Origin of the sequence: Streptomyces sp. NPDC056948 (genome assembly GCF_042674225.1) — a bacterium.
GTDB classification, from domain to species: domain Bacteria; phylum Actinomycetota; class Actinomycetes; order Streptomycetales; family Streptomycetaceae; genus Streptomyces; species Streptomyces purpurascens.
Window position 1 is genome coordinate 1 of the sequence record NZ_JBHUQX010000103.1, and the last position, 23693, is coordinate 23693.

At 71.5% G+C, this 23693-nt stretch carries 21 protein-coding genes; 14 read left to right on the forward strand and 7 right to left on the reverse strand.

What is annotated here, in order from left to right:
• Positions 1-39 precede the first annotated feature (39 nt).
• Complete coding sequence (locus tag ACFTZL_RS15705) at positions 40-618, reverse strand: biotin transporter BioY (protein WP_382582039.1); 579 nt, start codon at positions 616-618, stop codon at positions 40-42.
• A 403-nt stretch (positions 619-1021) separates the two neighbouring features.
• Here ACFTZL_RS15705 and ACFTZL_RS15710 point away from each other — a divergent pair, with 403 nt between their 5' ends.
• On the forward strand, positions 1022-2404 hold the full coding sequence (locus tag ACFTZL_RS15710; RefSeq protein WP_382582042.1) for an amino acid permease: 1383 nt from the start codon (positions 1022-1024) through the stop codon (positions 2402-2404).
• Here ACFTZL_RS15710 and ACFTZL_RS15715 read toward each other — a convergent pair whose 3' ends face one another.
• Together ACFTZL_RS15715 and ACFTZL_RS15720 are read right to left on the reverse strand one after the other, a co-directional pair.
• Positions 2405-4597 carry a tetratricopeptide repeat protein gene (locus ACFTZL_RS15715; RefSeq protein WP_382582045.1) on the reverse strand — a complete coding sequence of 731 codons (2193 nt, stop codon included), beginning with the start codon at positions 4595-4597 and terminating at the stop codon, positions 2405-2407.
• A complete protein-coding gene (locus ACFTZL_RS15720; RefSeq protein ID WP_382582047.1) occupies positions 4594-5013 on the reverse strand; it encodes a hypothetical protein in 420 nt (139 codons plus the stop codon). The genes ACFTZL_RS15715 and ACFTZL_RS15720 overlap by 4 nt, the downstream gene beginning before the upstream one ends.
• Positions 5014-5171: 158 nt before the next feature.
• Here ACFTZL_RS15720 and ACFTZL_RS15725 point away from each other — a divergent pair, with 158 nt between their 5' ends.
• Positions 5172-5819 (forward strand): superoxide dismutase, encoded by a 648-nt coding sequence (locus ACFTZL_RS15725; RefSeq protein ID WP_382582050.1) that lies wholly within the window; start codon positions 5172-5174, stop codon positions 5817-5819.
• Positions 5820-5941: 122 nt separating this feature from the next.
• Here the strand turns inward: ACFTZL_RS15725 and ACFTZL_RS15730 are convergent, their stop codons facing one another.
• The 3 genes from ACFTZL_RS15730 to ACFTZL_RS15740 all read right to left on the reverse strand — a co-directional run bounded on the left by ACFTZL_RS15730 (position 5942) and on the right by ACFTZL_RS15740 (position 9026).
• Positions 5942-6718, reverse strand: a complete 777-nt coding sequence (locus ACFTZL_RS15730) for an SAM-dependent methyltransferase (RefSeq protein WP_382582052.1) — start codon at positions 6716-6718, stop codon at positions 5942-5944.
• Between the two features lie 12 nt (positions 6719-6730).
• Entirely contained in the window at positions 6731-7357 is a 627-nt protein-coding gene (locus ACFTZL_RS15735) for a histidine phosphatase family protein (protein WP_382582055.1), read from the reverse strand.
• Positions 7358-7538: 181 nt separating this feature from the next.
• Positions 7539-9026, reverse strand: coding sequence for an FGGY-family carbohydrate kinase (locus tag ACFTZL_RS15740; protein ID WP_382582059.1), 1488 nt, complete (start codon positions 9024-9026; stop codon positions 7539-7541).
• A 156-nt stretch (positions 9027-9182) separates the two neighbouring features.
• On the opposite strand from ACFTZL_RS15740, the gene ACFTZL_RS15745 reads away from it, so the two are divergent.
• From ACFTZL_RS15745 to ACFTZL_RS15790, 10 genes are read left to right on the forward strand one after another with little or no spacing between them, the layout of a single operon-like run.
• Positions 9183-10604 carry an ABC transporter substrate-binding protein gene (locus ACFTZL_RS15745; protein ID WP_382582062.1) on the forward strand — a complete coding sequence of 474 codons (1422 nt, stop codon included), beginning with the start codon at positions 9183-9185 and terminating at the stop codon, positions 10602-10604.
• A 3-nt stretch (positions 10605-10607) separates the two neighbouring features.
• Positions 10608-11486: a carbohydrate ABC transporter permease gene (locus tag ACFTZL_RS15750; protein ID WP_382582065.1), complete on the forward strand. Its 879-nt coding sequence runs from the start codon at positions 10608-10610 to the stop codon at positions 11484-11486.
• Positions 11483-12307, forward strand: coding sequence for a carbohydrate ABC transporter permease (locus ACFTZL_RS15755; RefSeq protein WP_382493786.1), 825 nt, complete (start codon positions 11483-11485; stop codon positions 12305-12307). Before ACFTZL_RS15750 ends, ACFTZL_RS15755 begins: the two co-directional genes overlap by 4 nt.
• The gene (locus ACFTZL_RS15760; RefSeq protein WP_382582068.1) at positions 12304-13392 is read left to right on the forward strand and encodes an ABC transporter ATP-binding protein; all 1089 of its coding nucleotides are present in this window, start codon (positions 12304-12306) and stop codon (positions 13390-13392) included. The genes ACFTZL_RS15755 and ACFTZL_RS15760 overlap by 4 nt, the downstream gene beginning before the upstream one ends.
• Entirely contained in the window at positions 13389-14213 is an 825-nt protein-coding gene (locus ACFTZL_RS15765) for a DeoR/GlpR family DNA-binding transcription regulator (protein WP_382582071.1), read from the forward strand. Before ACFTZL_RS15760 ends, ACFTZL_RS15765 begins: the two co-directional genes overlap by 4 nt.
• Positions 14191-15279, forward strand: a complete 1089-nt coding sequence (locus tag ACFTZL_RS15770; RefSeq protein ID WP_382582074.1) for an ABC transporter ATP-binding protein — start codon at positions 14191-14193, stop codon at positions 15277-15279. Before ACFTZL_RS15765 ends, ACFTZL_RS15770 begins: the two co-directional genes overlap by 23 nt.
• A complete protein-coding gene (locus tag ACFTZL_RS15775; RefSeq protein WP_382582077.1) occupies positions 15276-16307 on the forward strand; it encodes a 2-hydroxyacid dehydrogenase in 1032 nt (343 codons plus the stop codon). Before ACFTZL_RS15770 ends, ACFTZL_RS15775 begins: the two co-directional genes overlap by 4 nt.
• A 19-nt stretch (positions 16308-16326) precedes the next feature.
• The gene (locus tag ACFTZL_RS15780) at positions 16327-17751 is read left to right on the forward strand and encodes an FGGY family carbohydrate kinase (protein WP_382582080.1); all 1425 of its coding nucleotides are present in this window, start codon (positions 16327-16329) and stop codon (positions 17749-17751) included.
• 29 nt (positions 17752-17780) lie between these two features.
• The gene (locus tag ACFTZL_RS15785; RefSeq protein ID WP_382582083.1) at positions 17781-18827 is read left to right on the forward strand and encodes a glycerophosphodiester phosphodiesterase family protein; all 1047 of its coding nucleotides are present in this window, start codon (positions 17781-17783) and stop codon (positions 18825-18827) included.
• Positions 18827-19054 carry a hypothetical protein gene (locus ACFTZL_RS15790; protein ID WP_382582086.1) on the forward strand — a complete coding sequence of 76 codons (228 nt, stop codon included), beginning with the start codon at positions 18827-18829 and terminating at the stop codon, positions 19052-19054. The genes ACFTZL_RS15785 and ACFTZL_RS15790 overlap by 1 nt, the downstream gene beginning before the upstream one ends.
• A gap of 3 nt (positions 19055-19057) precedes the next feature.
• On the opposite strand, the gene ACFTZL_RS15795 is transcribed toward ACFTZL_RS15790, so the two are convergent.
• The gene (locus ACFTZL_RS15795) at positions 19058-19696 is read right to left on the reverse strand and encodes a DsbA family protein (protein WP_382582089.1); all 639 of its coding nucleotides are present in this window, start codon (positions 19694-19696) and stop codon (positions 19058-19060) included.
• A gap of 137 nt (positions 19697-19833) precedes the next feature.
• On the opposite strand from ACFTZL_RS15795, the gene pepN reads away from it, so the two are divergent.
• On the forward strand, positions 19834-22410 hold the full coding sequence (gene pepN / locus ACFTZL_RS15800; RefSeq protein WP_382582092.1) for an aminopeptidase N: 2577 nt from the start codon (positions 19834-19836) through the stop codon (positions 22408-22410).
• Between the two features lie 210 nt (positions 22411-22620).
• Complete coding sequence (locus tag ACFTZL_RS15805) at positions 22621-23661, forward strand: hypothetical protein (RefSeq protein ID WP_382582095.1); 1041 nt, start codon at positions 22621-22623, stop codon at positions 23659-23661.
• The last annotated feature ends 32 nt before the right edge of the window (positions 23662-23693 follow it).

Consider the following 23693-nt stretch of genomic DNA (forward strand, 5'->3'; position numbering starts at 1 on the left):
CACCCCCTCCCGGCGAGCCTCTCGTGCGCGACCGTCGCGTCAGCGCTTGTCGGCGAACTTCCAGGCCGTCGGCAGCGCCCCCATCGCCAGCGCCGCCTTCAGGGCGTCGCCGATCAGGAACGGCGTGAGGCCGGCCGCGATCGCGGCGGTGGCGGACATGCCGGTGGAGAGGGCCAGGTAGGGCACGCCGATGGCGTAGATGATCGCCTCGCCCACCAGCATCGTGCCCGCCATGCGCAGCATCGAGCGGTCGGCACCGCGGCGGGCCAGGGCGCCCACGACGGTGGCGGCGAGGATCATGCCGAGGATGTAGCCGAAGGAGGGCAGGACACCCGAGGTGCCCTGCGCGAACCACGGCACGCCCGCGACGCCCGCCACGGCGTACAGCGCGAGCGCGAGGAGGCCGCGGCCGGCGCCGAGGGACGTGCCGACGAGCAGCGCGGCGAAGGTCTGGCCGGTCACCGGCACCGGGGAGCCCGGCACGGGCACCGAGAGCTGGGCTGCGAGACCGGTGAGCGCGGCGCCGCCGAGCACAAGAGCCGCGTCCCTCACACGAGAAGAGGGGAGCAGGTCGGCCAGGACCTGTCCGGTGCGGGCGGGGACGGCGGCGGTGCTCATGGGGACTCCGCGAGGGTGAGGGTCGGTCGGAACACGGCGACGCTATCCCAGCGCCCTCGTCCTGATCACCGTCAGCGCTCGACAAAGGCGCGAAGGCGCGGTTGGTTGGCTCCTGACAAAAGGTGGGCGTTACACCGAGCGCGACGTGACGCCGGTCACGTTGGCAGCGAGGCTTCGGTCACCGACTCGGCGGTGAAGCGGACTGTAGGGTTTCGCCAAATGCCCTCCAGGACGGGTGCCCTCGGCTTCCGCGACGGGCGTCCACCCTCCGTCCCCGAGGCCTCACGGCGTGCGTTCCACATGTCCGCATGATGGACAGGCCTCCTCCCGGGTGAAGGGACCGCCCAGACTGGCGGCGTTTTTGCCCTCATCTCGCCTCTCACGCATTGGACGAGCCGCGCCCATGCCCAGCACCACCACCGGGACGCCGCCCAGCACGGACGACGCCTCCCTCTCCCATGGCCTGAAACAGCGCCACCTGTCGATGATCGCCCTCGGCGGGGTGATCGGCGCCGGTCTGTTCGTCGGCTCCGGTGCCGGTATCGCCGCGGCCGGTCCGTCGATCGTGGTCGCCTACGCCCTCTCCGGTCTCCTCGTGATGCTGGTGATGCGGATGCTCGGCGAGATGTCGGCCGCGTATCCCTCGTCGGGTTCGTTCTCGGCGCACGCGGAGCGGGCGATCGGCCCCTGGGCCGGGTTCACCGCCGGGTGGGCGTTCTGGGTCCTCCTCTGTACGGCCGTCGGCCTGGAGGGCATCGGGGCCGCGAAGATCGTCAGCGGCTGGCTGCCGGGCACCCCGGAGTGGGCGTGGGTGGCGCTGTTCATGGTCGTCTTCTGCGGCACGAACCTCGCGGCCGTGAAGAACTTCGGCGAGTTCGAGTTCTGGTTCGCGGCCTTGAAGGTCGGCGCGATCACCCTGTTCCTGGTGCTCGGCGTCCTGGCGATCGCCGGCGTCCTGCCCGGCACGGACTCGCCGGGCGCGAGCCACCTCACCGACTTCATGCCGAACGGCGGTGAGGGCCTCGTCATCGGCCTGCTCGCCTCGGTCTTCGCCTACGGCGGCCTGGAGACGGTCACCATCGCGGCGGCCGAGTCGGAGAACCCCGTCAAGGGCGTGGCGAGCGCGGTCCGTACGGCGATGTGGCGCATCGCGCTGTTCTACGTCGGTTCGATGGCCGTCATCGTCACCCTGGTGCCGTGGGACTCCAAGGAGGTCGTCGAGAAGGGCCCGTACGTCGCCGCCCTGGACGAGCTGGGCATCCCTGGCGCCGGGCAGCTCATGAACGTGGTCGTGCTGGTGGCCCTGCTGTCCGCCATGAACGCCAACGTCTACGGCGCCTCGCGCATCGCCTACTCGCTGGTGGGGCGCGGCCAGGGCCCGAAGGTGCTGGGCCGGGTCTCGGGCGGGGTGCCGCGGATCGCCGTACTGGCGTCCTCCGTCTTCGGGTTCCTGTGCGTGCTGCTGAGCTACTGGCGGCCGAACGACGTCTTCGCCTGGCTGCTGAACATGATCGGCGCGGTGATCCTGGTCGTCTGGATCTTCATCGCCGTCTCGCAACTGCGGCTGCGCCGCCGCCTGGAGCGCGAGACGCCGGAGAAGCTGGTCGTACGGATGTGGGCGTTCCCGTGGCTGACGTGGGTCGCCCTGGCCGGCATGGCCGCGGTGTTCGTCCTGATGGCCCGGGAGCCGGACACACGGGTGCAGTTGTACTCCACGGGCGCGATGACGCTGGCGCTGGCGGCCGTCGGATACGCGTGGCAGAAGGCCCGCGCCGCCAAGAGCTGATCAGCCCCGGGCCTCGGCCTGCCAGGTGGCGACCCAGGCCCGGTCGTGGGCGGCGAACGGGTGCTCGTGGCCGAGCACCCGCGCCCGGCGTTCGGACAACTCCTTCATGATCCCGATGGCCTCGTCGGTCCTGCCCAGGCCGTGGGCGATGCGGGCGGTGAGGGAGGTGGCCGCCAGGGTCAGGGGATGCTCCGGGCCCTGGAGCCGGGTCCGGTCGGCCAGCACCCGGCGCGCCAGGGGTTCGGCCTCTTCATGGCGGCCGAACTGGAACAGGCCGCCGGCGTAGTCGTGCCGGGCCAGCACCGTCGTGGGATGGTCCGGACCCAGGGCACGCTCGGCGGCCTCGACGAGCGCGGAACCCTCCTCCGCGAACTCCCTTTCCTTGCCGAGCTGGGGCAGGAGCTCGATCAGCCCGCACCAGATGAACAGCGCCTCCGCGCTCTCCTCGCCCAGCACCCGCCGGTAGCCGTCGAGCGCCCTCCTGCCCCACTTCTCGGCCTCCTCGTCCCGGTCGAGCAGATCGAGCGACTGGGACAGCGCGGCACAACTGTGGAGCGTGTCCACATCATCGGCATCGAGCAAGGTCTCGCGGCGTTCCAGCACCTCGCGGTGTGACGCCTCGGCCTCGGCGAACCGTCCCATCCGGAACAGCGCCGTGCCCCGCAGGTGCCGGGCGTCCAGGACCAGTCTGTGTTCGGCGCCCAGGATGGCCCGGACGGCTTCGACGACCGTGGGCGCGAGGGCCAGCGCCGCCGCGTAGTCCCCCGCGTCGTAGACCTGCCGCAGGACCCGCACCGCGAGGGACGCGGTCCGTTCGTCCGCGGCCACCGCGAGCAGCCTCGTCGCGTGCGGTGCCAGCAGCGCGAGCCGGCTCCGGGTCTCGGGAGAGTCGGAGCCCCGTTCGGGCAGCGCGGCTTCCAGGAGCGAGGCCGCCGCGTCCGCGACGATCGCCCGCCGGTCCTGCGGCACTCCCCCGGCCACGCTGTCGAGCAGCACCCCGTGTGCCCGCACGCAGCGTGCCCCGTCCACACTGACCAGCTCGGCCAGCGAGTGGTCGATCAGCCCCTTCAGCGCGGGCTCCAACTGCTCTGCCCGCAGGGCGGGTTCGAGGCCGTCGAGCGTCACCTCGCCCCGGGCCACCGGTACCAGCACGCTCAACGGCAGGGGATCCGCGGCCAGGAACGACAGCAGCCGCAAGAGCGTCGTCGCCTCGGGAAGCCCTTGGTCCGCCAGCGCGTCCAGCGACAACTGCCAGGTTCGGCCCACCAGTTGACGGGACTGGCCGCCACCGTGCCCGGCCGCGCCCCGATCGACGATCGCCGTCGACTCCTCACCGAGCTTGCGGTCGTACTCGTCCATGGACCACGACTCCAGAAGTTGGTGGCCGAGATGGGACCCGGCCAGCGTGAGCGCGAGCGGCAGCCGTCCCAGGCGCTCGGCGACCTTCCGTGCGGACTCCAGGTCCCCCGCGTCCGGCGCCAGGTCGCACAGCACCTGGGCCGCCTCCTCCAACGGCAGGACACCCAACGCGTGCCGGCGCACGCCCGGTCCTCGCCACAGCGGCGACGTGGCGTGCCGGGTCGTGACCAGTACCGTGCCGCGATCGCTGGACCGGAGCCACGCACCGCCCTCCAGGACCGCCGGGTCGTCGGCGTTGTCGAGGACGAGAAGCCAGGAGTCGGCGGAGTGGTCGAGATGGTGCCAGACCAGGTCGGCGGCGGCGCGCCGGCCCGCTGCCGCGGCGGCGAGCTCGCCGGCCTCCGCACCGCGGTCGCCCGCCACCGCCAGCATCCCGGCGCGCAGGGACATCAGCTCGGACGCGTTGACCCAGAAGCCGACGCGGCCGTGCTCGCGCACCGCCTCGTTGAACAGCCAGTGCGCCAGCGCGGTCTTGCCGCAGCCGCCCATGCCGTGCACGACGTGGACCTCGCCGCCGGGTCCGGCGACGGCCGCGCCGATCGCCCTGCGGAGTTCTTCACGGTTGCGCAGGATGCCCGGCGCCCGGCCGACGAGCGGCATCCGCACGGAATCAGGAGCGGCCGGCCCGGCCCCCGCCGGGGGCACGACCTGGCGTCCGAAGAGCGGTCCGCCGGCACCGGCGTCGTAGTGATGATGGTGTTCCTCTATGTACTGGTCGCCGGAGGTCTGGAAGATCCGTCCCTGGCCCGAGGCCCGGGCGCCGAGTTCCCTCATCGCTCGGTGATGTGCTGGTCGCGTCCGGCCTGGTAGACCCGGCCGCTGCCGGAGACCTCGGCGCGCAGCCGGACGTCCACCGTCGTATGCGCCTGCGGGGGCTCGGGGTTCAACTCGGCGAGGATCCGGCGGAGTTCGTCGGCCACCTCGGGGCGGGCGACCAAGAGCCGGCGCAGCCTGGCCTGCCACTCGGCGGTGAGCTCGGCCTCGGTGTCGGTGTCTCCCGACTCGCGGGCGAGAAGCAGATCCTCGCGGGTGGCCTCGAGTTCACCGCCCACGGTGTCGGCGCGGTCGGGCTGGAAGCGCTGCCACAGGGCGAGAACCCCCTCGCGCGTGGACTCCCAGGCCTGGGTGGCCATCAGCGTCACCATCGTCGTGCCCGCCGTCCTGGCGAGCTCGGCCATCTCCGGTCCCACGGCATCCCCCTGTCGCGTACACACCGATGGTAGATCGCGCTCTGGGCTCTGCCGAACGCGTTCACGCAACGCTTGCGACCCTCCCACCCCTGCCGCCTTGATGCTGCTAGCCTGCACTTGCAAGCTAATTGCAATAAGAGTTTCGAAGGGGTCTTGCCTTGCCCGTCTACACGCTGCCCGAGCTCCCGTACGACTACTCCGCGCTCGCCCCCGTGATCAGCCCCGAGATCATCGAGCTGCACCACGACAAGCACCACGCGGCCTATGTGAAGGGTGCCAACGACACGCTGGAGCAGCTTGCGGAGGCGCGGGACAAGGAGACGTGGGGGGCGATCAACGGGCTGGAGAAGAACCTGGCCTTCCACCTTTCCGGGCACATCCTGCACAGCATCTACTGGCAGAACATGACCGGCCCGAAGGACGGTGGCGGGGAGCCGCTGGCCGCCGACGGTGTGGGTGAGCTCGCGGACGCGATCACCGAGTCCTTCGGTTCCTACGCGAAGTTCAAGGCGCAGCTCACCACGGCCTCCGCGACCACGCAGGGCTCGGGCTGGGGCGTGCTCGCCTACGAGCCGCTGAGCGGGCGGCTGATCGTGGAGCAGGTCTACGACCACCAGGGCAATGCCGGCCAGGGCGCCACCCCGATCCTCGTGTTCGACGCCTGGGAGCACGCCTTCTACCTGCAGTACCGCAACCAGAAGGTCGACTTCATCGAGGCGATGTGGCAGGTCGTCAACTGGCAGGACGTGGCCCGGCGTTACGAGGCCGCCAAGTCCCGCGCGGACGTGCTGCTGCTGGCCCCCTGAGGCCGCCGCCCGCAGCATGAAGCGTCCTGCCTCGTGATCGTCTTCTCACCCTTCACGGCGGCAGGCGGAAAGAAGGAAGCCCCCGCGAGGACGTGACTCGCGGGGGCTTTCCCGTGTGCGGGCTACGGCTTGCGGCCGAGCCCGCCGTGCTGGCCGATCGCCTCCGTGGACGCGCCCGGCTCGGGGTGCCACAGCGGTACCGAGACGACGCCCGGTTCCACCAGCTCCAGGCCCTCGAAGAAGGCCTCGATCCGCTCGACCGGCCGCAGGAAGTAGGGGACCGCGCCTGTCTCGTTGTAGGCGTCCTGGGCCCGTTCGTACACCGGGTCGGTGCCCCGGGAGCCCTCGTTGAGGGAGAGATGGCTGCCGGCGGGCAGGCCGGCCAGCAGGCGGCGGACGAGGTCGCGGGCCTGGTCGTAGTCGGCCACGTGGCCCAGGATGCCACTGAGGATCAGGGCGGTGGGGCGGGTGAGGTCGAGTGTCTTCCCGGCCGCCTCGATGATGCGCTCCGGCTCGTAGAGGCTGATGGGCTCATAGGCCGTCGCGCCCTCGGGCGTGGAGGTGAGCAGCGCGCGGGCGTGCGCGAGGACCAGGGGGTCGTTGTCGACGTAGACGACACGCGACTCGGGGGCGAGGCGCTGGGCCACCTCGTGGGTGTTGTCGACGGTCGGCAGGCCGGTGCCGACATCGAGGAACTGCCGTACGCCCGCCTCCTGGACGAGGTGGCGGATGGTGCGGCCGAGGAAGGCGCGGCTGCCGCGGGCGATGGTGACGATGCCGGGGAACACGGCGGTGTAGGCGTCACCGGCCGCCTCGTCCACCGGGTAGTTGTCCTTGCCGCCCAGCCAGTAGTTCCAGATCCGGGCCGAGTGCGGCACCGAGGTGTCGATCTGCGTCATGGGCCCATAGTGCTACGGCACATCCGCCTCGCAGGGCACATTGAGTGAGAGGAGTGCGGCGGAACCGTCGGAGTTCATCCGCAGTTCGCTGAGCGCCGCGTTCCGCAACCGCGGGAGCACTCTGCGGTACTCCCGGGGCGGGATGGACAGCAGCGTGCACAGCACCAGCCGCAGCAGGGTGTTGTGGGCGACGACCAGGACGCGTCCGCCGGGGTGCTCGGCGGCGATGTCCCGCAGGGCGCGGGTTCCCCGGGCCGCTGCCGCCAGCGGATCCTCGGCGCCGGGGAAGGAGTGGGCCACCGGGTCGGCCCGGTAGGCCGCGGCCCACTCCGGGTCCTCCGCCTCGAACTCGGCCAGTGTGCGGCCCTCCACCACCCCGAAGTCGCATTCGATGAGGCCGGGTTCGCGGTGCGGGGTGAGGCCCAGGGCGCGGCAGGCGGGCTCGGCGGTGGCGCCGGCCCGGGACAGCGGGGAGGTCCAGATCGCGTCGACGGGGTGGGCGGCGGCCCACCGGCCGAGGGCCTCGGCCTGGGCCCGGCCGGTGTCGGTGAGGTCGATGTCGCTGACACCGGCGTACCGGTTCTCGGCGTGCCAGACGGTCTGCCCGTGGCGGGCCAGCAGGAGAGTCGTGGTGGTCATGGTCCGGTCCGTTCGTACGTGGTCGGGCCGCCGATGGGGGGCGGCGGCCATCCGGTCAGGCCACCGATGCGGGGCGGCGCCGGGGTGCCCGGGCGGGGTGGGGACGAGGCGGCCGGGGCGCCCGCACGGAGCGACACCATGGTCGGCGGACCGCCGACGCGAGACGGTGTCGGGGTCGCCGTCATGACTCTGCCGTGTCCGGCTGCAGACGCATGCGGGCGTGTTCCGCGACGGGTGCGGGCAGCCAGCCGCGTGCCTTCAGGGCGTTCACGAGCCGAGCGTACGGGTCGGCGAAGTGGGCCGTGCGCTCGGCGCGGGGTTCGAGCACCGTGCGGACGCGGACCATGCGCTCGGCGACATCGGCGAGTGCTTCGGCCCCCGACACCCCGTACGCGGCCAACGCCGCCATTCCCAGGGCCGGTTCCGTCTGCTCCGGGATGCGGGCCGGGCGGCCGAGGATGTCGGTGCGAAGCTGGTTCCAGTACGGGCTGCGGGCGCCGCCGCCCGTGAAGGTGAGCGGGCCGTCGAGCGGGGCGCCGAGGTGGTGCAGATAGTCCAGGCACAGGCGTTCCGCGAAGCCCACGCCCTGGAGCAGCGCGGCCCACAGCTCGGCGTCGTCCGCGGGGTCGCCGAGGACGAACCCGATGGCCTCCGGCGCCCGGAACGGGAACCGCTCCCCCCGCGACACCAGCGGGTAGGCGACCGCACGGGACGGCTCGAAAGCCGCCGCCCGCTCGTCCATGACCGCCGGGTCGGCCTCCGGGAAGTGTGCCGCGAGCGCCCCGGCGCCCACGCTCGACGCCCCGCCGGGCAGCCAGGTGCCGTCGGGGGCCCGGTGGTTGTAGACCACTCCGGTGGGGTCCCGGACCGGGTCGCGGGCGGCTCCCTTGAGCACGAGCGTGGTGCCGAGCACCGAGTTCCAGGAGCCGGGCCGCAGCGCGCCCGAGGCGATCTGCGCCGCGCAGCCGTCGGTCATGCCGGCGAGCACCGGGGTGCCTGCGGGGATGCCGGTGGCCTCGGCGGCCTGCGCGCAGATCTCGCCGAGGCGGGTGCCCGGGCGTACGACGTCGGGCAACAGCCGGTCGGGGACGCCCAGTTGGGCCAGGGCGGCCTCCGGCCAGGCCTCCCGGTGGAGGTCGTAGCCCGTCTTGAGGGCGTGGCTGGAGTCGGCCGGGGGCGGTTCGCCGGTGAGGCGGGTGACGATCAGGTCGGGCTGGTGGGCGAGCCGCAGGCCGGGGCCGTACTCCCCCACCAGCCACAACGCCTTCGGCAGCGCCCAGGTGTCCTGCACCGCGAGCCCCGCGTCCCGGGCCCGTGCCGCCTCCGCCGCCGCGCGCCCGTCGTCGTACATCAGCGCGGGGCTCACCGGGCGGCCCGAGCCGTCCGTGAGCAGGACCGTGCCGGACGTGCCGCACACCGCGAGTCCGCCGATCGGCAGGCCCGGCGGGGCGGAGCCGAGTGCCGTCCGCGACGCCGTGCACAGCGCCTCCCACCAGCGCTCCGGGTCCTGCTCGTGCCGCACCCCCTCGCGCCGCCCGGCCAGGGGGGCCGCGCCGCTGCCGAGGACCGTGCCGTCCGCGGTGACGAGCAGCACGCGGACGCTCTGCGTGCCCAGGTCGACTCCCAGCCAGCCCTCGGCCGCGCCTTCGCCCGCACCCTCGTCCACCATCCGGAACCTCCCACGCCGTCGCAGCCGGATCTGTGAACTTCTCACTGTGCCCCGATATTTTCCCGTGCGCGAGGGATTGACGCCCAACTTCAGCCGTTCCACCCTCTGTTAACGAGTCGACTCGACGTGTTAACCAGGCTCCACGTGGAGGTACGGATGGACACGCACGCGCACGACCGCCGGCGCTTCCTCGCCCTCGCCGCCGGGGCTGCCGCGGCCCCGCTGCTCACGGCCTGCGGCTCCGGGTTCGGCGGGAACGACAGCAAGAGCGACGGGTCAGCCGCGGACGACATCACCGGTTCCTTCGACTGGAAGCGGGAGAAGGGCACCACCGTCAAGGCGCTGCTCAACAAACACCCGTACACGGACGCCCTCATAGCCGACCTGAAGTCCTTCACCGAGAAGACCGGCATCAAGGTCGAGTACGACGTCTTCCCCGAGGACAACTACTTCGACAAGCTCACCGTGGACCTGTCCAGCGGGCGTGCCTCCTACGACGTGTTCATGCTGGGCGCGTACATGGTGTGGCAGTACGGGCCGCCGAACTGGCTGGAGGATCTCGGCCCCTGGATGCGCAACTCCTCGGCGACGGGGGCCGAGTGGGACCAAGCGGACTTCTTCCCCAACCTGCTCCAGGCCGACCAGTGGTCGCTGAAGGCGGGCGCGCCGCTCGGCCAGGGCGGGCAGTACGCGCTGCCGTGGGGCTGGGAGACCAACGTCGTCGCCTACAACACCGAACTGTTCAAGAAGCTGGGTGTGAAGCCCGCCGAGTCCTTCGACGAGCTGACCGAACTCGCCGGGACCATCAAGCGCAAGGCGCCGGGCGCCGGTTTCGACGGGATGTACGGGATCGCCGTACGCGGATCCAGGAGCTGGGCCACCATCCACCCCGGCTTCATGACGATGTACGCCCGCAACGGGCTGAAGGACTTCACGGTCGACGGCGGGAAGCTCACCCCCGCCATGAACAGCCCCGAGGCCGTCGCCTTCACCGAGGACTGGGCGCGGATGGTCAAGCGGGGCGGGCCGCCGTCCTGGACGTCGTACACCTGGTACCAGTGCTCCAGCGACCTGGGCGCGAAGAAGGCCGGGATGCTGTTCGACGCCGACACGGCCGCCTACTTCCAGGCGGTGAAGGGCGCCAGCCCCGCCTCCGGGAAGATCGCCTTCCACCCGGGGCCGAAGGGGCCGGACGGGTCGCTGGCCACCAACATGTGGATCTGGTCGCTCGGCATGAACGCCAAGAGTAAGAAGAAGAGCGCCAGTTGGCTGTTCCTGCAGTGGGCGACCGGCAAGGAGCACCTGCGCAAGAGCGCGATCACCCACAACCACATCGACCCGGTGCGCAAGTCGGTCGCCGACGACGCCGCGTACAAGGACAAGATGCGGCATCTGCCGGGCTTCCTTGAGACCTTCGAGACGGTCGTCGACCAGACGAAGATCCAGTTCACCCCGCAGGCGCAGTTCTTCGACGCGACGACGAGCTGGGCGGCGGCCCTCCAGGAGATCTACGGCGGCAAGGGCGCGAAGTCGGTCCTGGACGGGCTGGCGGACGACCTCGCCGACAAGGTGGGCTAGCGCATGCGCCTGGCCCTGCGCCCGTACCTCCTGATCGTCCCGGCCCTGCTGCTGACCTGCGGAATCCTGTACCCCTTCGGGCTCGGGCTGTACTACACGCTGTTCGACTTCTCGGCGAGCAAACCGCAGCCGGACATGGTGCGGTTCGAGAACTACTCGACCGTCTTCACGCAGGAGGCCTTCTGGAACTCGGCGTGGGTGACGGTGCTGTACGCGGTCGGGGCGGCCTTCGTCGAGACCGTGCTCGGGGTGGCCGTCGCCCTGCTGCTGCACCGCTCGACCCTGCTGGGCCGGGTCCTGGAGAAGATCCTGATCCTGCCGCTGATGATCGCCCCGGTGATCGCGGCGATCATCTGGAAGCTGATGCTCCAGCCGTCCGTCGGAGTGGTCAACCACCTGCTGAGGCCCTTCGGTCTCGGCGGGGTGCAGTGGACCGACACCCCGACGGGCGCGCTGCTGTCGTCGATCGCCGTGGACGTGTGGGTGTACACCCCGTTCGTGGCGATCCTCGCCCTCGCCGGTCTGCGGTCGCTGCCCACCTCCCCGTTCGAGGCGGCGGCCGTGGACGGCGCGGGGTGGTGGTACACGTTCCGCCGGCTGACGCTGCCGATGCTGTGGCCGTATGTGCTGGTCGCGGTGATCTTCCGGTTCATGGACTCGCTGAAGGTGTTCGACATCATCTACGCCCTGACGGAGGGCGGGCCGGGTGACTCGACGGTGGTGCTCCAGATCCGGGCGTACCTCGAAGCCATCCGCTTCCAGCGGTACTCCTTCGGGATCAGCTACACGATCGTGCTGTGGGCCGTGGTGTATCTGGCCGCGATGGTGCTGGTGAAGCATCTCGGGAAGATCCAGCGGAAGGCCGCGGAGGTGACCACATGAGGAAACGCCTGGTGGGGTGGCTGTGCGACACCGCCCTCGTCCTCTACTTCGTCTTCGCGCTGTTCCCGATCGCCTGGATGGTGATCCTGTCGCTGAAGCCGACCGACCAGCTCTTCTCCACCTACTTCTCCTTCTCCCCCACCCTCGACGGCTACCGGACGGTCCTCGGCGACAGCGAGGGCATCCCGTTCGTGCGGTTCTTCGTCAACAGCCTGGTGGTGTCGGTGGGGGCGGTCGCGCTGTCGCTGGTGGTGGGACTGCCGGCGGCGTACGCCTCGGCGCGGTGGCGCTTCAAGGGCTCCGAGAACCTGATGTTCACGCTGCTGTCGTTCCGCTTCGCGCCCGAACTCACCGTGATCATCCCGCTGTTCGTGCTGTACCAGAAGCTCGGTCTGTTCGACACGTACGTCGGCATGGTGTGGGTGCTGCAACTGGTCACGCTGCCGCTGATCGTGTGGATCATGCGGTCCTACTTCGCCGATCTGACACCGGAGCTGGAGCAGGCGGCCCTGCTGGACGGCTACACGCGCAAGCAGGCGTTCTTCCGCGTCGCCCTGCCGCTGGTCAAGCCGGGCATCGCGGCCGTGTCGCTGCTGGCCTTCATCTTCGCCTGGAACAACTTCGTCTTCCCGCTGATCCTCACCTCCAACGAGGCCCAGACGGTAACCGTGGGCGCGCTGTCCTTCCTCGGCGGGGACCGGCCCAAGTACAACCTGACGGCCGCCGCCGCGCTGGTGTCCGTCGTACCGCCGCTGCTGCTGGCCCTGACGATCCAGCGGTATCTGGTGCGGGGCCTGTCGTTCGGGGCGGTGAAATCGTGATCACGCTGAGCGGGATACGGAAGGCGTACGGCAAGACCGTCGCGCTCGACGGGCTCGAACTGGAGGTCGGGGAAGGCGAGTTCTTCTGTCTGCTGGGCCCTTCCGGAGCCGGCAAGACGACGACCCTCAAGACCATCGCCGGGCTCGAACAGCCCGACTCCGGCACGGTCGTGCTCGACGGCAAGGACATGCGGGGCGTGGAGCCGTACGACCGGGGCGTGGCCATGTGCTTCGAGAGCTACGCCCTCTACCCGCACCGCTCGGCCTACGACAACCTGGCCTCGCCGCTGCGCTCCCCCCGGCACCGGCTGCCCGCCGACGAGGCCCGGCAGCGGATCGGCGCGGTCGCCGAGCTGCTCGGCATCTCCGGGCTGCTGGACCGGCCGGTGGGCCAGTTGTCCAACGGCCAGCGGCAGCGGGTCGCTCTCGGGCGGGTGCTGGTGCGGCCGGCCCGGGCCTTCCTGCTCGACGAGCCGCTCTCCCATCTGGACGCCAAGCTGCGTCAGCAGATGCGGGCCGAGCTGAAGGCGATCGGGGCCGTGCAGCACACCACCACGCTGTACGTCACGCACGACTCCGTCGAGGCACTGGCGCTCGGCGACCGGATCGGGGTCATCCGCCAGGGGCGGATCGTGCAGACGGGCACCCGGGAGGAGATCTGGTACACGCCGTACGACACGGAGGTGGCGCGGGCCTTCGGACGGCCCCGGATCAATCTGCTGCCCGCGGTGGTGACGGAGAGCGGGGTGCGGGCGGACGGCGGGGTCGAGCTGCCGGTCCGGGCACAGGCCGCGCCGGGCACGGACGTCCTGGTCGGTCTGCGGCCCCGGGACATCGCCCTGCACGGCGACGGTCACGAGCTCACCGGGACCGTGTACGTCACCGAGGTGCTCGGGCGGTCCGTCGAGGTCACCGTCCGGCTCGGAACCGGGGAGCAGCGGGTGTCGCTCGTAGCCCCTCGGGCCGACGCGGCACGCCTTCGGGCGGACGATCCCGTACGGCTCGCGGTCCGGCCTGAGAACCTGCTGCTGTTCGAGGCCGACCGGCCGGAGCGCCCGGGACGACGGATAGAGACACAGTCATGAGCAGCAGCAGTGGTGGACAGCAGGGGCCCGCGGCGCGGCAGGCCGCCATGGCCGAGCAGGTGCTGGCCGACGGCTCGGCGACGGCGGCGGAGCTGGCCGAGCGGTTCGGGGTGAGCCTGATGACCATCCACCGCGACCTCGACGAACTCGAACGGCAGGGCATCGTGCGGAAGTCCCGGGGCGGGGTGACCGCGCAGCCGTCCGGGGTCTTCGAGTCGAACGTGCAGTACCGGCTGAAGACCATGCGGGCCGAGAAGGCCGCCGTCGCCGACCGGGCGCTGCGGATGGTGGAGCCCGGCATGGCGATCCTGCTGGACGACTCCACGTCCACCCTGGAGATAGCCAGGCGGCTGCGCACGGGCGAGGTCACGCCGCTGACGGTCGTCACCAACTTCCTGGAGGCGATCAACCTGCTGTCCGACCAGCGGGGCATCCACCTGATGGCGCTCGGCGGCGACTACGACCCGCTGCACTCCTCCTTCCTGGGGGTGTCCTGCGTGGAGGCGGTCGAGCAGCTACGTGTGGACGTGTGCTTCGCGTCGACGTCGGCCGTGCACGGGGGTTACGCCTACCACCAGGAGCAGCACATCGTGTCCGTGAAGCGGGCGATGCTCGACGCGGCGGCACGGAACGTCCTGCTGATCGACCACACCAAGCTCGGCCGGGTCGCCCTGCACCGGGTCGTCCCGCTGTCCCGCTTCGACACGCTCCTGGTGGACGACGGGGCGGCGCCGGAGGCACTGCGGGATCTGGACGAACACAAGGTCCGTTACGAGGTTTGCACGACGAAGGGCGGCCATGACGGGACTGGAGCTACGTGAACTCCGCAAGACGTATCAGTCACGGGGGCGGCCTTCGGTGGACGCCGTCCGCGGGATCGATCTGAACCTCGGCTCCGGGGAGTTGCTCGGGCTGCTCGGGCCGTCGGGCTGCGGCAAGTCGACGACCCTGCGGATGATCGCCGGGCTGGAGTCGGTGACCGGCGGGGACATCCTGGTCGGCGGGGACTCGGTCGTCGAACGGCCGGCTCAGCGGCGGAACATCGGGGTCGCGTTCGAGAACTACGCGCTGTATCCGCCGCTGTCGGTCGCGGAGAACCTGGCGTTCGGGCTCAAGGCGCGCAAGAAGGCCGCCCGCGGTTCCAGGGGCGACGTCGACCGCAAGGTGAAGGAGATCGCCGAGCGGGTGGGCCTGACCGGCCTCCTCGGTGCCCGCCCGGCCGGGCTGTCCAGCGGCCAGAAGCAGCGGGTCTCCCTGGCCCGGGCCCTGATCCGCGAACCGGACGTGCTGCTCCTCGACGAACCGCTGTCCCATCTGGACGCGGCCCAGCGCGACACCACCCGCCGTGAACTCAAGCGCATCCAGAAGGACCTGGGCCACACCACGATCCTGGTCACCCACGACCAGGAGGAGGCCCTCTCGCTCGCCGACCGGATCGCCGTGATGAAGGACGGCGTGATCCAGCAGCTCGGCACCCCGTACGAGATCTACGACAGCCCGGCCAACGTGTTCGTCGCGGACTTCGTCGGCGAGCCCGCGATCACCCTGCTGCCCGGCATCGCCACCGGCGACGGCGAGGCCCGTCTCTCCGGCTCGGTGCGGATCGCGCTGCCCGTGCCGGTGGAGCGGGGGCGGGAGGTGGTGGTCGGGATCCGCCCCGAGGACGTCTCGCTCACCGCCGAAGGCGGCCTGCCCGCCCGGGTCGTCGCGCACGAACCGCTCCTGGAGTCGGGCCTGGCGACCCTCGCCCTCGAGGGGGTCGAACGGCATCTGGTCGTCCTCACCGACCCCGAGGTACGGCTCGCCCACGACGAGCGGGTCCGGGTCGCCGCCGACCCCCAGCACACCCATGTCTTCGACGCCGAGACGGGAGCCTCACTGCGATGACCTCCGAAGAGAACGTGCGTGTCGTGGCCGCCGGTGACCACTTCGTCCTGCCGTCGCTGATCACGCGGGCGGTGGAGCACGAGGTGGAGCGAGCGGACGTCAGGGAAGTGAAACTCGGGTGGCCGCTGGAGCCGTTCGGGCCGGTCGCCGAGGTGCAGGAGGCCAGTGACGCCGAGGACGAGATGATCGAGGCGCTGGCCGGGGCGGAGGTCCTGGTCACGCAGATGGGGCCGGTCACCGAGCGCGTGCTCGCCGCCTGCCCGGACCTGAGGCTGGTCGTGGTGTGCCGGGGCGGGCCGGTCAACGTCAATCTGGACGCGGCCAAGAACCGTGATGTGCGGGTGTGCTTCGCGCCGGGCCGCAACGCCGCCGCCACGGCCGAGTTCACCGTGGGCATGATGCTGTCGGCCCTGCGCCGCATCCCGCAGGCCCATGACCCGCTGGCCCGGCAGGGCAGTTGGGAGGGCGCGACGTACTACACGTACGAGCGGAGCGGTCTGGAGCTGGAGGACCTGCCCGTCGGGCTGGTCGGATACGGGGCCGTCGGCAGCCGGGTCGCCCGGGTGCTGTGCGCGTTCGGGGCGCGGGTGATGGTGTACGACCCGTATGTGCACGGGGAGATCCACGGCCTGCGCGTGGCCTCGCTCGACGCACTCCTGCGCGGCTCCCAGGTGATCACCCTGCACGCCCGGCTCACCCCCGAGACCCGGGGGTTGATCGGCGCCCGGGAGCTGGGGCTGCTGCCGCCCGGCGCGGTGGTGGTGAACGTGGCCCGGGGCCCGCTGCTGGACGAGGGCGCGCTGTGCGACGCGCTGGAGAGCGGGCGGTTGTCGGCGGCGGCGCTCGACACCTACGAGCGGGAGCCGTTGCCGGCGGAGTCCCGGCTGCTGGGGCTGGGTGACCGCGTGGTGCTGACCCCGCACCTGGGCGGGGCGTCGCGCGCGGTGGCGGAGAAGGCCGCGCGGATCGCCGCCGAAGAGGTGGGCCGCTGGGTGCGCGGGGAGCCGCTCGCGCACTGCCTGACCTGAGGACCGGGAGGAGAGCCGCATGTACGTCGGTATCGATGTGGGCACGTCCATGGTCAAGGCGGCGGCCTTCGACGCGTCGGGCCGCCAACTGGCCGTGGAATCCCGGTCGGTGGCCCTGTCGCTGCACGGCGGGGTCGTCGAGCAGGACATGGAGGAGGTGTACGGGGCGGTCGTGGCCGTCCTGAGGGAGGTCACCGAACGGGTCCCGGAGCCGGTCGAGCTGGCCGGGCTCACCGGGCAGGGCGACGGGGTGTGGCTGGTCGACGGCGAGGGGCGGCCCGTGCGGCCGGCGGCCTCCTGGATGGACGGGCGGGCACACGAACTGGTCGACCGGTGGCTCGCGGACGGCACCTTCGAGACGGTGTTCCGGCGGACGGGGAGCGCGATGTTCCCCGGGTGCCCGGGGCCGCTGCTGGCCTGGCTGGACAGCAACGAACCGAAGGCGCTGGATGCCGCGAAGGCCGCTCTGTACTGCAAGGACATGGTGTTCCAGCGGCTGACGGGGGCCGGTCCGACGACGGATGTGTCGGACGCCTCGATGCCCTTCCTGGACCCGCGGACCCGGACGTACGACAACCGGGTCGTCGAGCTGCTTGGGCTGACACACCGCCGGGGCCTGCTCGCCCCGGTGAGCGACCCGGTCGCGACGGCCGAGGCGTCGGGCGAGGGCCTGCCGTCCGGCACCCGGATCGCGAACGGCCCCTACGATCTGCCGGCCTGCGCGCTGGGCGCCGGGGTGACGTCCCCGGGCGACGGGCTGCTGATCGTCGGTACCTGTCTGGCCAGCCTGGTCGCCACGACCGAGCTGGACCTGACCGGCGAGCCGGCGGGCCTGTACATCTCCACGGACCGGCCCGGTCACTGGCTGCGTGCCATGCCCGCGATGGTCGGCACGGCGGCGCTGGACTGGGTGCTGTCGACGACGGGGGTGCGGCACGACGAGGTGGACGGCCTGCTGGACGAGACCCCGCCGGGCGCGAACGGCGTTCGTGTGCTCCCTTACTTCGCGCCCTCCGGTGAACGCGCCCCCTTCGTGGAGCCACGGCTGCGGGCCGAACTCCTCGGTGTCTCCCTGGAGTCGACCCGGGGCGATCTGGTCCGCGCGACCTGCGAGGGCATCGGGTACGCGGCCCGGCACTGCCTGGAGGCGGCGGGCCTCGACGGGAACCTGGCCGTCTGCGGCGGCGGCACCCGCAGCCCCGCCTGGATGCGGCTGCTCGCCGACGTACTCGGCCGGCCGCTGCGGGTAGTCGAGGGCGAGGTGGGTGCGCGGGGCGCGGTACTGGCGGCGGCCGAGCGGTACGGGGTGCCGCTGGAGGCGGAGGTGTGGACGCGGCCGACGGAGGTCGTCGAGCCGGATCCGGGGCGGGCCGCGTTCTACGCGAAGGGCTACGAGGAGCATCTGGACCGGCTCGCCGAGGCACGGACCCGCGCGAGGACCTGAACAACACCCGTATGACGAGAGGGACTTGGATGCATCTGAGACGCCGATCTCTCCTGCTCGCGGCCGCCGCGACCCCGGCGGCCGCCGCCGCCCCTGTGGTCGCTGCCGCACCCGCGCACGCGGCCCCCGCCGATCGCCGCCCGGTGGTCATCGGCCATCGCGGCGCGGCCGGCTGGCGCCCCGAGCACACGGCCGCCTCGTACACGTACGCCGTGCAGACGGGCGCGGACTGGATCGAACCGGACCTGGTGCCGACGAAGGACCATGTGCTCGTCGTCCGGCACGAGAACGAGATCTCCCAGACGACCGACGTGGCCCGCCGCCCCGAGTTCGCGGACCGCCGTACGACGAAGACGGTCGACGGCCGTGCCGTGACGGGATGGTTCACGGAGGACCTCACCCTCGCCGAACTGAAGACGCTGCGGGCGGTGGAGCGGCTGCCGCAGGTCCGCAACCGCAACACGGTCTTCGACGGCCGTGAGGAGGTGATGACCTTCCAGGAGGTCGTGGAGCTGGCGCGGCGGCTGTCGCGGACCCACGGCCGGACCGTCGCCGTCTTCCCGGAGACCAAGCATCCGACGTACTTCCGGTCCATCGGGCTGCCGTTGGAGCCGAGGCTCGCGGCCGCGATCCGCCGTAACCGGCTCGGCCGGCGCGAGTGCGTCGTGCAGTCCTTCGAGCCGACGAGCCTGAAGCGCATGACGGGTCTGGGGGTGCCTCTGTGGCAGGCGCTGGGGACGACGGGCGGGCCGTACGACCTGCCCGGGAGGACCTACCAGGAGATGATGACACCGGCGGGCCTGGCGGAGATCGCGGAGTACGCGGACTGGATCGGGCCGGACAAGTCGTCGGTCGCCGCCGGCTCCCTCGTCGCGGACGCGCACGCGGCGGGGCTGCGGATCGGGCCGTACACCTTCCGCGCGGAGAACCAGTTCCTGCCGGCGGAGTTCCGGCGCGGAAGCGGAGCGAACGATTTCGGGGACGCGTTCGCCGAGTACGCGCTGTACTACCGCATGGGGGTCGACGCGGTCGTGACCGACTTCCCGGACCTGGCGGTGATGGCGAGGAGGGGCTGATGGCGGTGAGCCGGGCGTGCCGGACCTGCGGCACCATGCAGGAGTTCCGGATGTTCAACCCTGCCGAGCGGGCGGCCGTCCGGGCGGTGAAGGGGGACGGTCACTTCGTGGACGACTACTGGCGCTGCACCGCTGTCGGCTGCCGGTGGTACCAGCGCTACCTCAATCGCGGCGAGGACGGCCTGCTCCCGGAGGAACTCAAGATCCAGGCCGTCCCCGCCGAGTGAGCCCTACAGGTTGGAGAAGTCGGGACCCTTGGTGCGCGTGCGCTTGATCTCGTAGAAGCCGGGGACCGAGGCCACGGCGAGGGTGCCGTCCCAGAGGCGGCCGGCCTCGTCACCCAGCGGGGTGGGCGTGACGACCGGGCCGAAGAAGGCGATCTGCTCGCCGTCGGAGCCGGGCACGGCGATGACCGGGGTGCCGACATCCTGGCCGACCTTGTCGATGCCCTCCTTGTGGGAGGCGCGCAGCTCGGCCTCGTAGGGGGTGGAGTCCCAGTTCTCGATGAGGGACGCGGGCAGGCCGGCGTCCTTCAGGGCGGCGGCGACCGTCTCCTTGCCGGGGCCCTCGCCCTGGTTGTGGATGCGAGTGCCGAGCGCGGTGTAGAAGTCGCCCAGCACCTCGGCGCCGTGCTCCTGCTGCGCGGCTATGACGACCCGGACGGGGCCCCAGGCCTTGGTCTCCAGCAGCTCGCGGTACTCCTCGGGCAGCTCGTCCAGCTTGGGCTCGTTGAGGACGGCGAGGCTCATGACATGCCAGCGGACCTCGATGTCCCTGACCTTCTCCACCTCCAGCACCCAACGGGAGGTCATCCATGCCCAGGGGCACAGCGGGTCGAACCAGAAGTCGACGGGGGTCTTGTCCGACATGTCTCTCCTCATGAGGAAACTGTTTCCTCCGGGAACGCCGGTGCTCGCTCCGGTCATTCCCGGCCCCTGGTGTCAGGTGCACGTGGCAGGATCGGTGCTGTTCAGCCGTACCCCACGAGATATGAGGAGTGCCGCCCGTGCCCGGTGAGAATCTGTCCCGCGACGAGGCCCGGGAGCGGGCCGCCCTGCTGAGCGTCGACGGGTACGAGGTGTCCCTCGACCTGCGGTCCGCGGTCGGCGAGGACGACGGCGCCGGGCCCCGCACCTTCCGCTCGGTGACCACCCTCCGCTTCCGCTGCAACGAGCCCGGGGCCAGCAGCTTCGCCGATCTGATCGCGCCGAGTGTGACGGCCGTCTCACTCAACGGCCGTGATCTGGACCCCGGTGAGGTCTTCGACGGCTCCCGGATCACCCTGGAGGACCTGGCCGCCGACAACGAGCTGGTCGTCGACGCCCAGTGCGCCTACTCCCGCACCGGCGAGGGCCTGCACCGCTTCGTGGACCCCGAGGACGGCGAGGTGTACCTGTACACGCAGTACGAGCCGGCCGACTCCCGCCGGGTCTTCGCGAACTTCGAGCAGCCCGACCTCAAGGCCCCGTTCCGCTTCGAGGTGCGGGCGCCGGAGGGCTGGACGGTGTGGAGCAACGGCGTCGGTGAACTCGGCGACGGGGTCTGGCGGTTCGCCGAGACCAAGCCGATCTCGACGTACATCACGTGTGTGGTGGCGGGCCCCTACCACTACGTGACGGACAGCTACTCCCGTACGTTCGCGGACGGCACGACGCTGGAGATCCCCCTCGGCGCGCTGTGCCGCAAGGGCCTCGCGCCCCACTTCGACTCCGACGACGTCTTCCTGGTCACCAAGCAGGGCCTGGACTTCTTCCACGACCACTTCGACTACCCGTATCCGTTCGGGAAGTACGACCAGGCGTTCGTGCCCGAGTACAACCTGGGCGCGATGGAGAACCCGGGTCTGGTGACGTTCCGGGAGGAGTTCATCTTCCGCGGGAAGGTGACGCAGGCGTCCTACGAGGGCCGGGCCAATGTCGTCCTGCACGAGATGGCGCACATGTGGTTCGGCGACCTGGTCACCATGGAGTGGTGGGACGACCTGTGGCTGAAGGAGTCCTTCGCGGACTTCATGGGCGCGTTCTCGCTCGTCGGCGCGACCCGCTTCGTCAACGGCTGGATCACCTTCGCCAACCGCCGCAAGGCGTGGGCCTACCGCGCCGACCAGCTCCCCTCCACGCACCCGGTCACGGCGGACATCCGCGATCTGCAGGACGCCAAGCTGAACTTCGACGGCATCACGTACGCCAAGGGCGCGTCGGTGCTGAAGCAGCTCGTGGCGTACGTCGGGCAGGACGCGTTCCTGGAGGGCGCCCGGCGCTACTTCAAGCGGCACGCGTACGGCAACACGCGCCTGGGCGATCTGCTGTCGGTGCTGGAGGAGACCAGCGGCCGGGACATGAGCGCGTGGGCGCGGTCCTGGCTCCAGACGGCCGGGGTGAACTCGCTGACCCCGCAGGTGCTGTTGAGCCCGGAGGGCCGCGTCGAGGAGCTGGCGGTGGTGCAGGAGGCCGCAGAGTCGCATCCGGAACTGCGGCCGCACCGGGTGGCGGTGGGCCTGTACCGGGTGACGGACGGCGGCACGCTCGAGCGGTACGCGCGCACCGAGACCGACGTCGACGGCGCGCGGACGGTGGTGGCGGACCTGGCGGGTGCCGACGCCCCCGACCTGGTGCTGGTCAACGACGACGACCTCACGTACTGCAAGATCCGCTTCGACGCGACCTCGCTGGCGACGCTGCGCGAACACCTGGGGTCGGTGACCGATCCGCTGGCACGGGCCCTGTGCTGGTCGGCGCTGTGGAACATGACGCGGGACGCGCTGCTCCCGGCGCGGGACTTCGTGGATCTGGTGCTGCGGTTCGCGGGGCGCGAGTCCGAGATCGGCGTGCTCCAGATGCTGCACGCGTGGGCCGAGTCGGCGGTCACGCACTACGCGGCGCCCGCCCGGCGGGAGGCGGCCGGCCGGCTGCTCTCCGAGGGCGCGCGGCGCGAGCTGTACGCGGCCGGGCCGGGCAGCGAGCACCAGCTCGCGTGGGCGCGCTTCTTCGCCCGGGTGGCCGCCGCCGACGCCGACTTCGAGCTGCTGCGGGACCTGCTGACGGGCGCGGTGGCGGTCGAGGGCCTCGACCTGGACCAGGAGCTGCGGTGGGTGTTCCTGGAGCCGCTGGCCGCGCACGGGGTCGTGGACGAGAAGGTGCTGGCCGAGGAGCTGGCCCGGGACGACACCGCCTCCGGCAAGCGCCACCAGGTGCGCTGTCTGGCCGCCCGCCCGTCGGAGGCGGTCAAGGCGCAGGCGTGGGCGCAGGTCGTGGAGTCGGACGCGCTGTCCAACGCCATGGTCGAGGCCACCATCTCGGGCTTCGAGCAGGGCTCGCAGCGGGAGTTGCTCGCGCCGTACACGGCGAAGTACTTCGCGGCGATCGAGCGGGTGTGGGCCGAGCGGTCGATCCAGATCGGGATGCACGTGGTGCAGGGGCTGTTCCCGTCGCTCCAGCAGTCCCAGGAGACCCTCGACGCCACGGACGCCTGGCTGGAGTCCCACCGGGAGGCGGCCCCGGCCCTGCGCCGGCTGGTCCTGGAGGCCCGGGACGATCTGGCGCGGGCCCTGCGGGGGCAGGCGTGCGACGCTGCGGCCGGATAGCCGGGGCCATGACACCTTTGGCCTGAGATTCAGGGTTCCGTCACCGTTACGGAATACAGGCAATCACAGCCGTAACCCCTGGTCCGCACCCGAACGGACCAGGGGGTTTCGGCATCCGAACATCCGTCCTTTAGTGCCGGATTGTCCGTATGTGTCGACGAGCCTGTAACAGGGGTTAAAAGGCGGGCCCTGCGCGGGAAATTGCCGGTCATGACGCACAACACCCCGCTCTCCCCCCGCCCCCTGCACGACCTGTCCGGCCGCGGCCGACTCCGGGTGATGACGGTCGCGCAGCTCCGCGCGCACGGTGTCCCGACGGCCCAGGTGAACGAGCAGTGCACCTCGGGCGGCGCCTGGCAGCAGCTCCTCCCCGGCGTCGTCCTGCTCCACCCGGGCCCGCCGACCAGCGAGGAGCGGCTGCACGCGGTGCTGATGTACGCGGCACGGGAGCGCGGCACAGGTGTTCCCGCCCAGCCCGGCGCGGACGGCTCCGGCGCCCCCGCCCACCCCGAGGCGATGATCACGGGCCTGGCCGCGCTGACGCTGCACGGCTTCTCCTCCACTCCCCCGCTGCCGTCCCTGGACGCGCTCGACGTCCTGGTCCCGCGGATGCGCCGGCTGCGCTCGACGGGCTGTGCGCGCATCGTCCGGGGTGTCGCGCTGCCGGTCCCCGAGCAGGTCACCGGCCTGCCCGTAGCGCCCGTCGCCCGTGCGCTGGCCGACGCGGTGGCGGGCCTCGCGGACGCCGTCGTGGTGCGCCGGCTGATGACGGAGGCGGTGCGCGGCGGGTACTGCGAGCCGGCCGCGGTGGTCCGGGAGCTGAACCAGGCCCGGCTGCTGAGCCGCCCGCACGTGGTGGACGCGGTGGATTCCCTGCTGGCCGAGGGCCGGGCGATCGCGGAGGACCGCCTGTACCGGATGGTGCGCGAGTACGGACTGCCCGACCCGGTGTGGAACGTGGACCTGCGTCTGCCCGGCGGCCCCTACCTCGGCGGTCTGGACGCGTACTGGCCGGACCAGGCGGTGGCCCTGGAGCTGGACACCCGGGCGCCCCGGCAGAACGACGAGGCGCAGTGGTCGGAGTACGCCCGCAAGCGCGAGCACCTGGAGCGGCTCGGCATCACGGTCGTCCACATCACGCCCAGGAAGCTCCGCGACTCGGTGGAACAGCAGGCGACGGTGGTCCGCACGGCCCTGATGGCGGCGGCCGACCGCGAACCGGCCGCGTATGTCGTGGTGCTGCCCCGGTAGGACGGACCCGGGGCGGGACCAGGAGGGGGAGG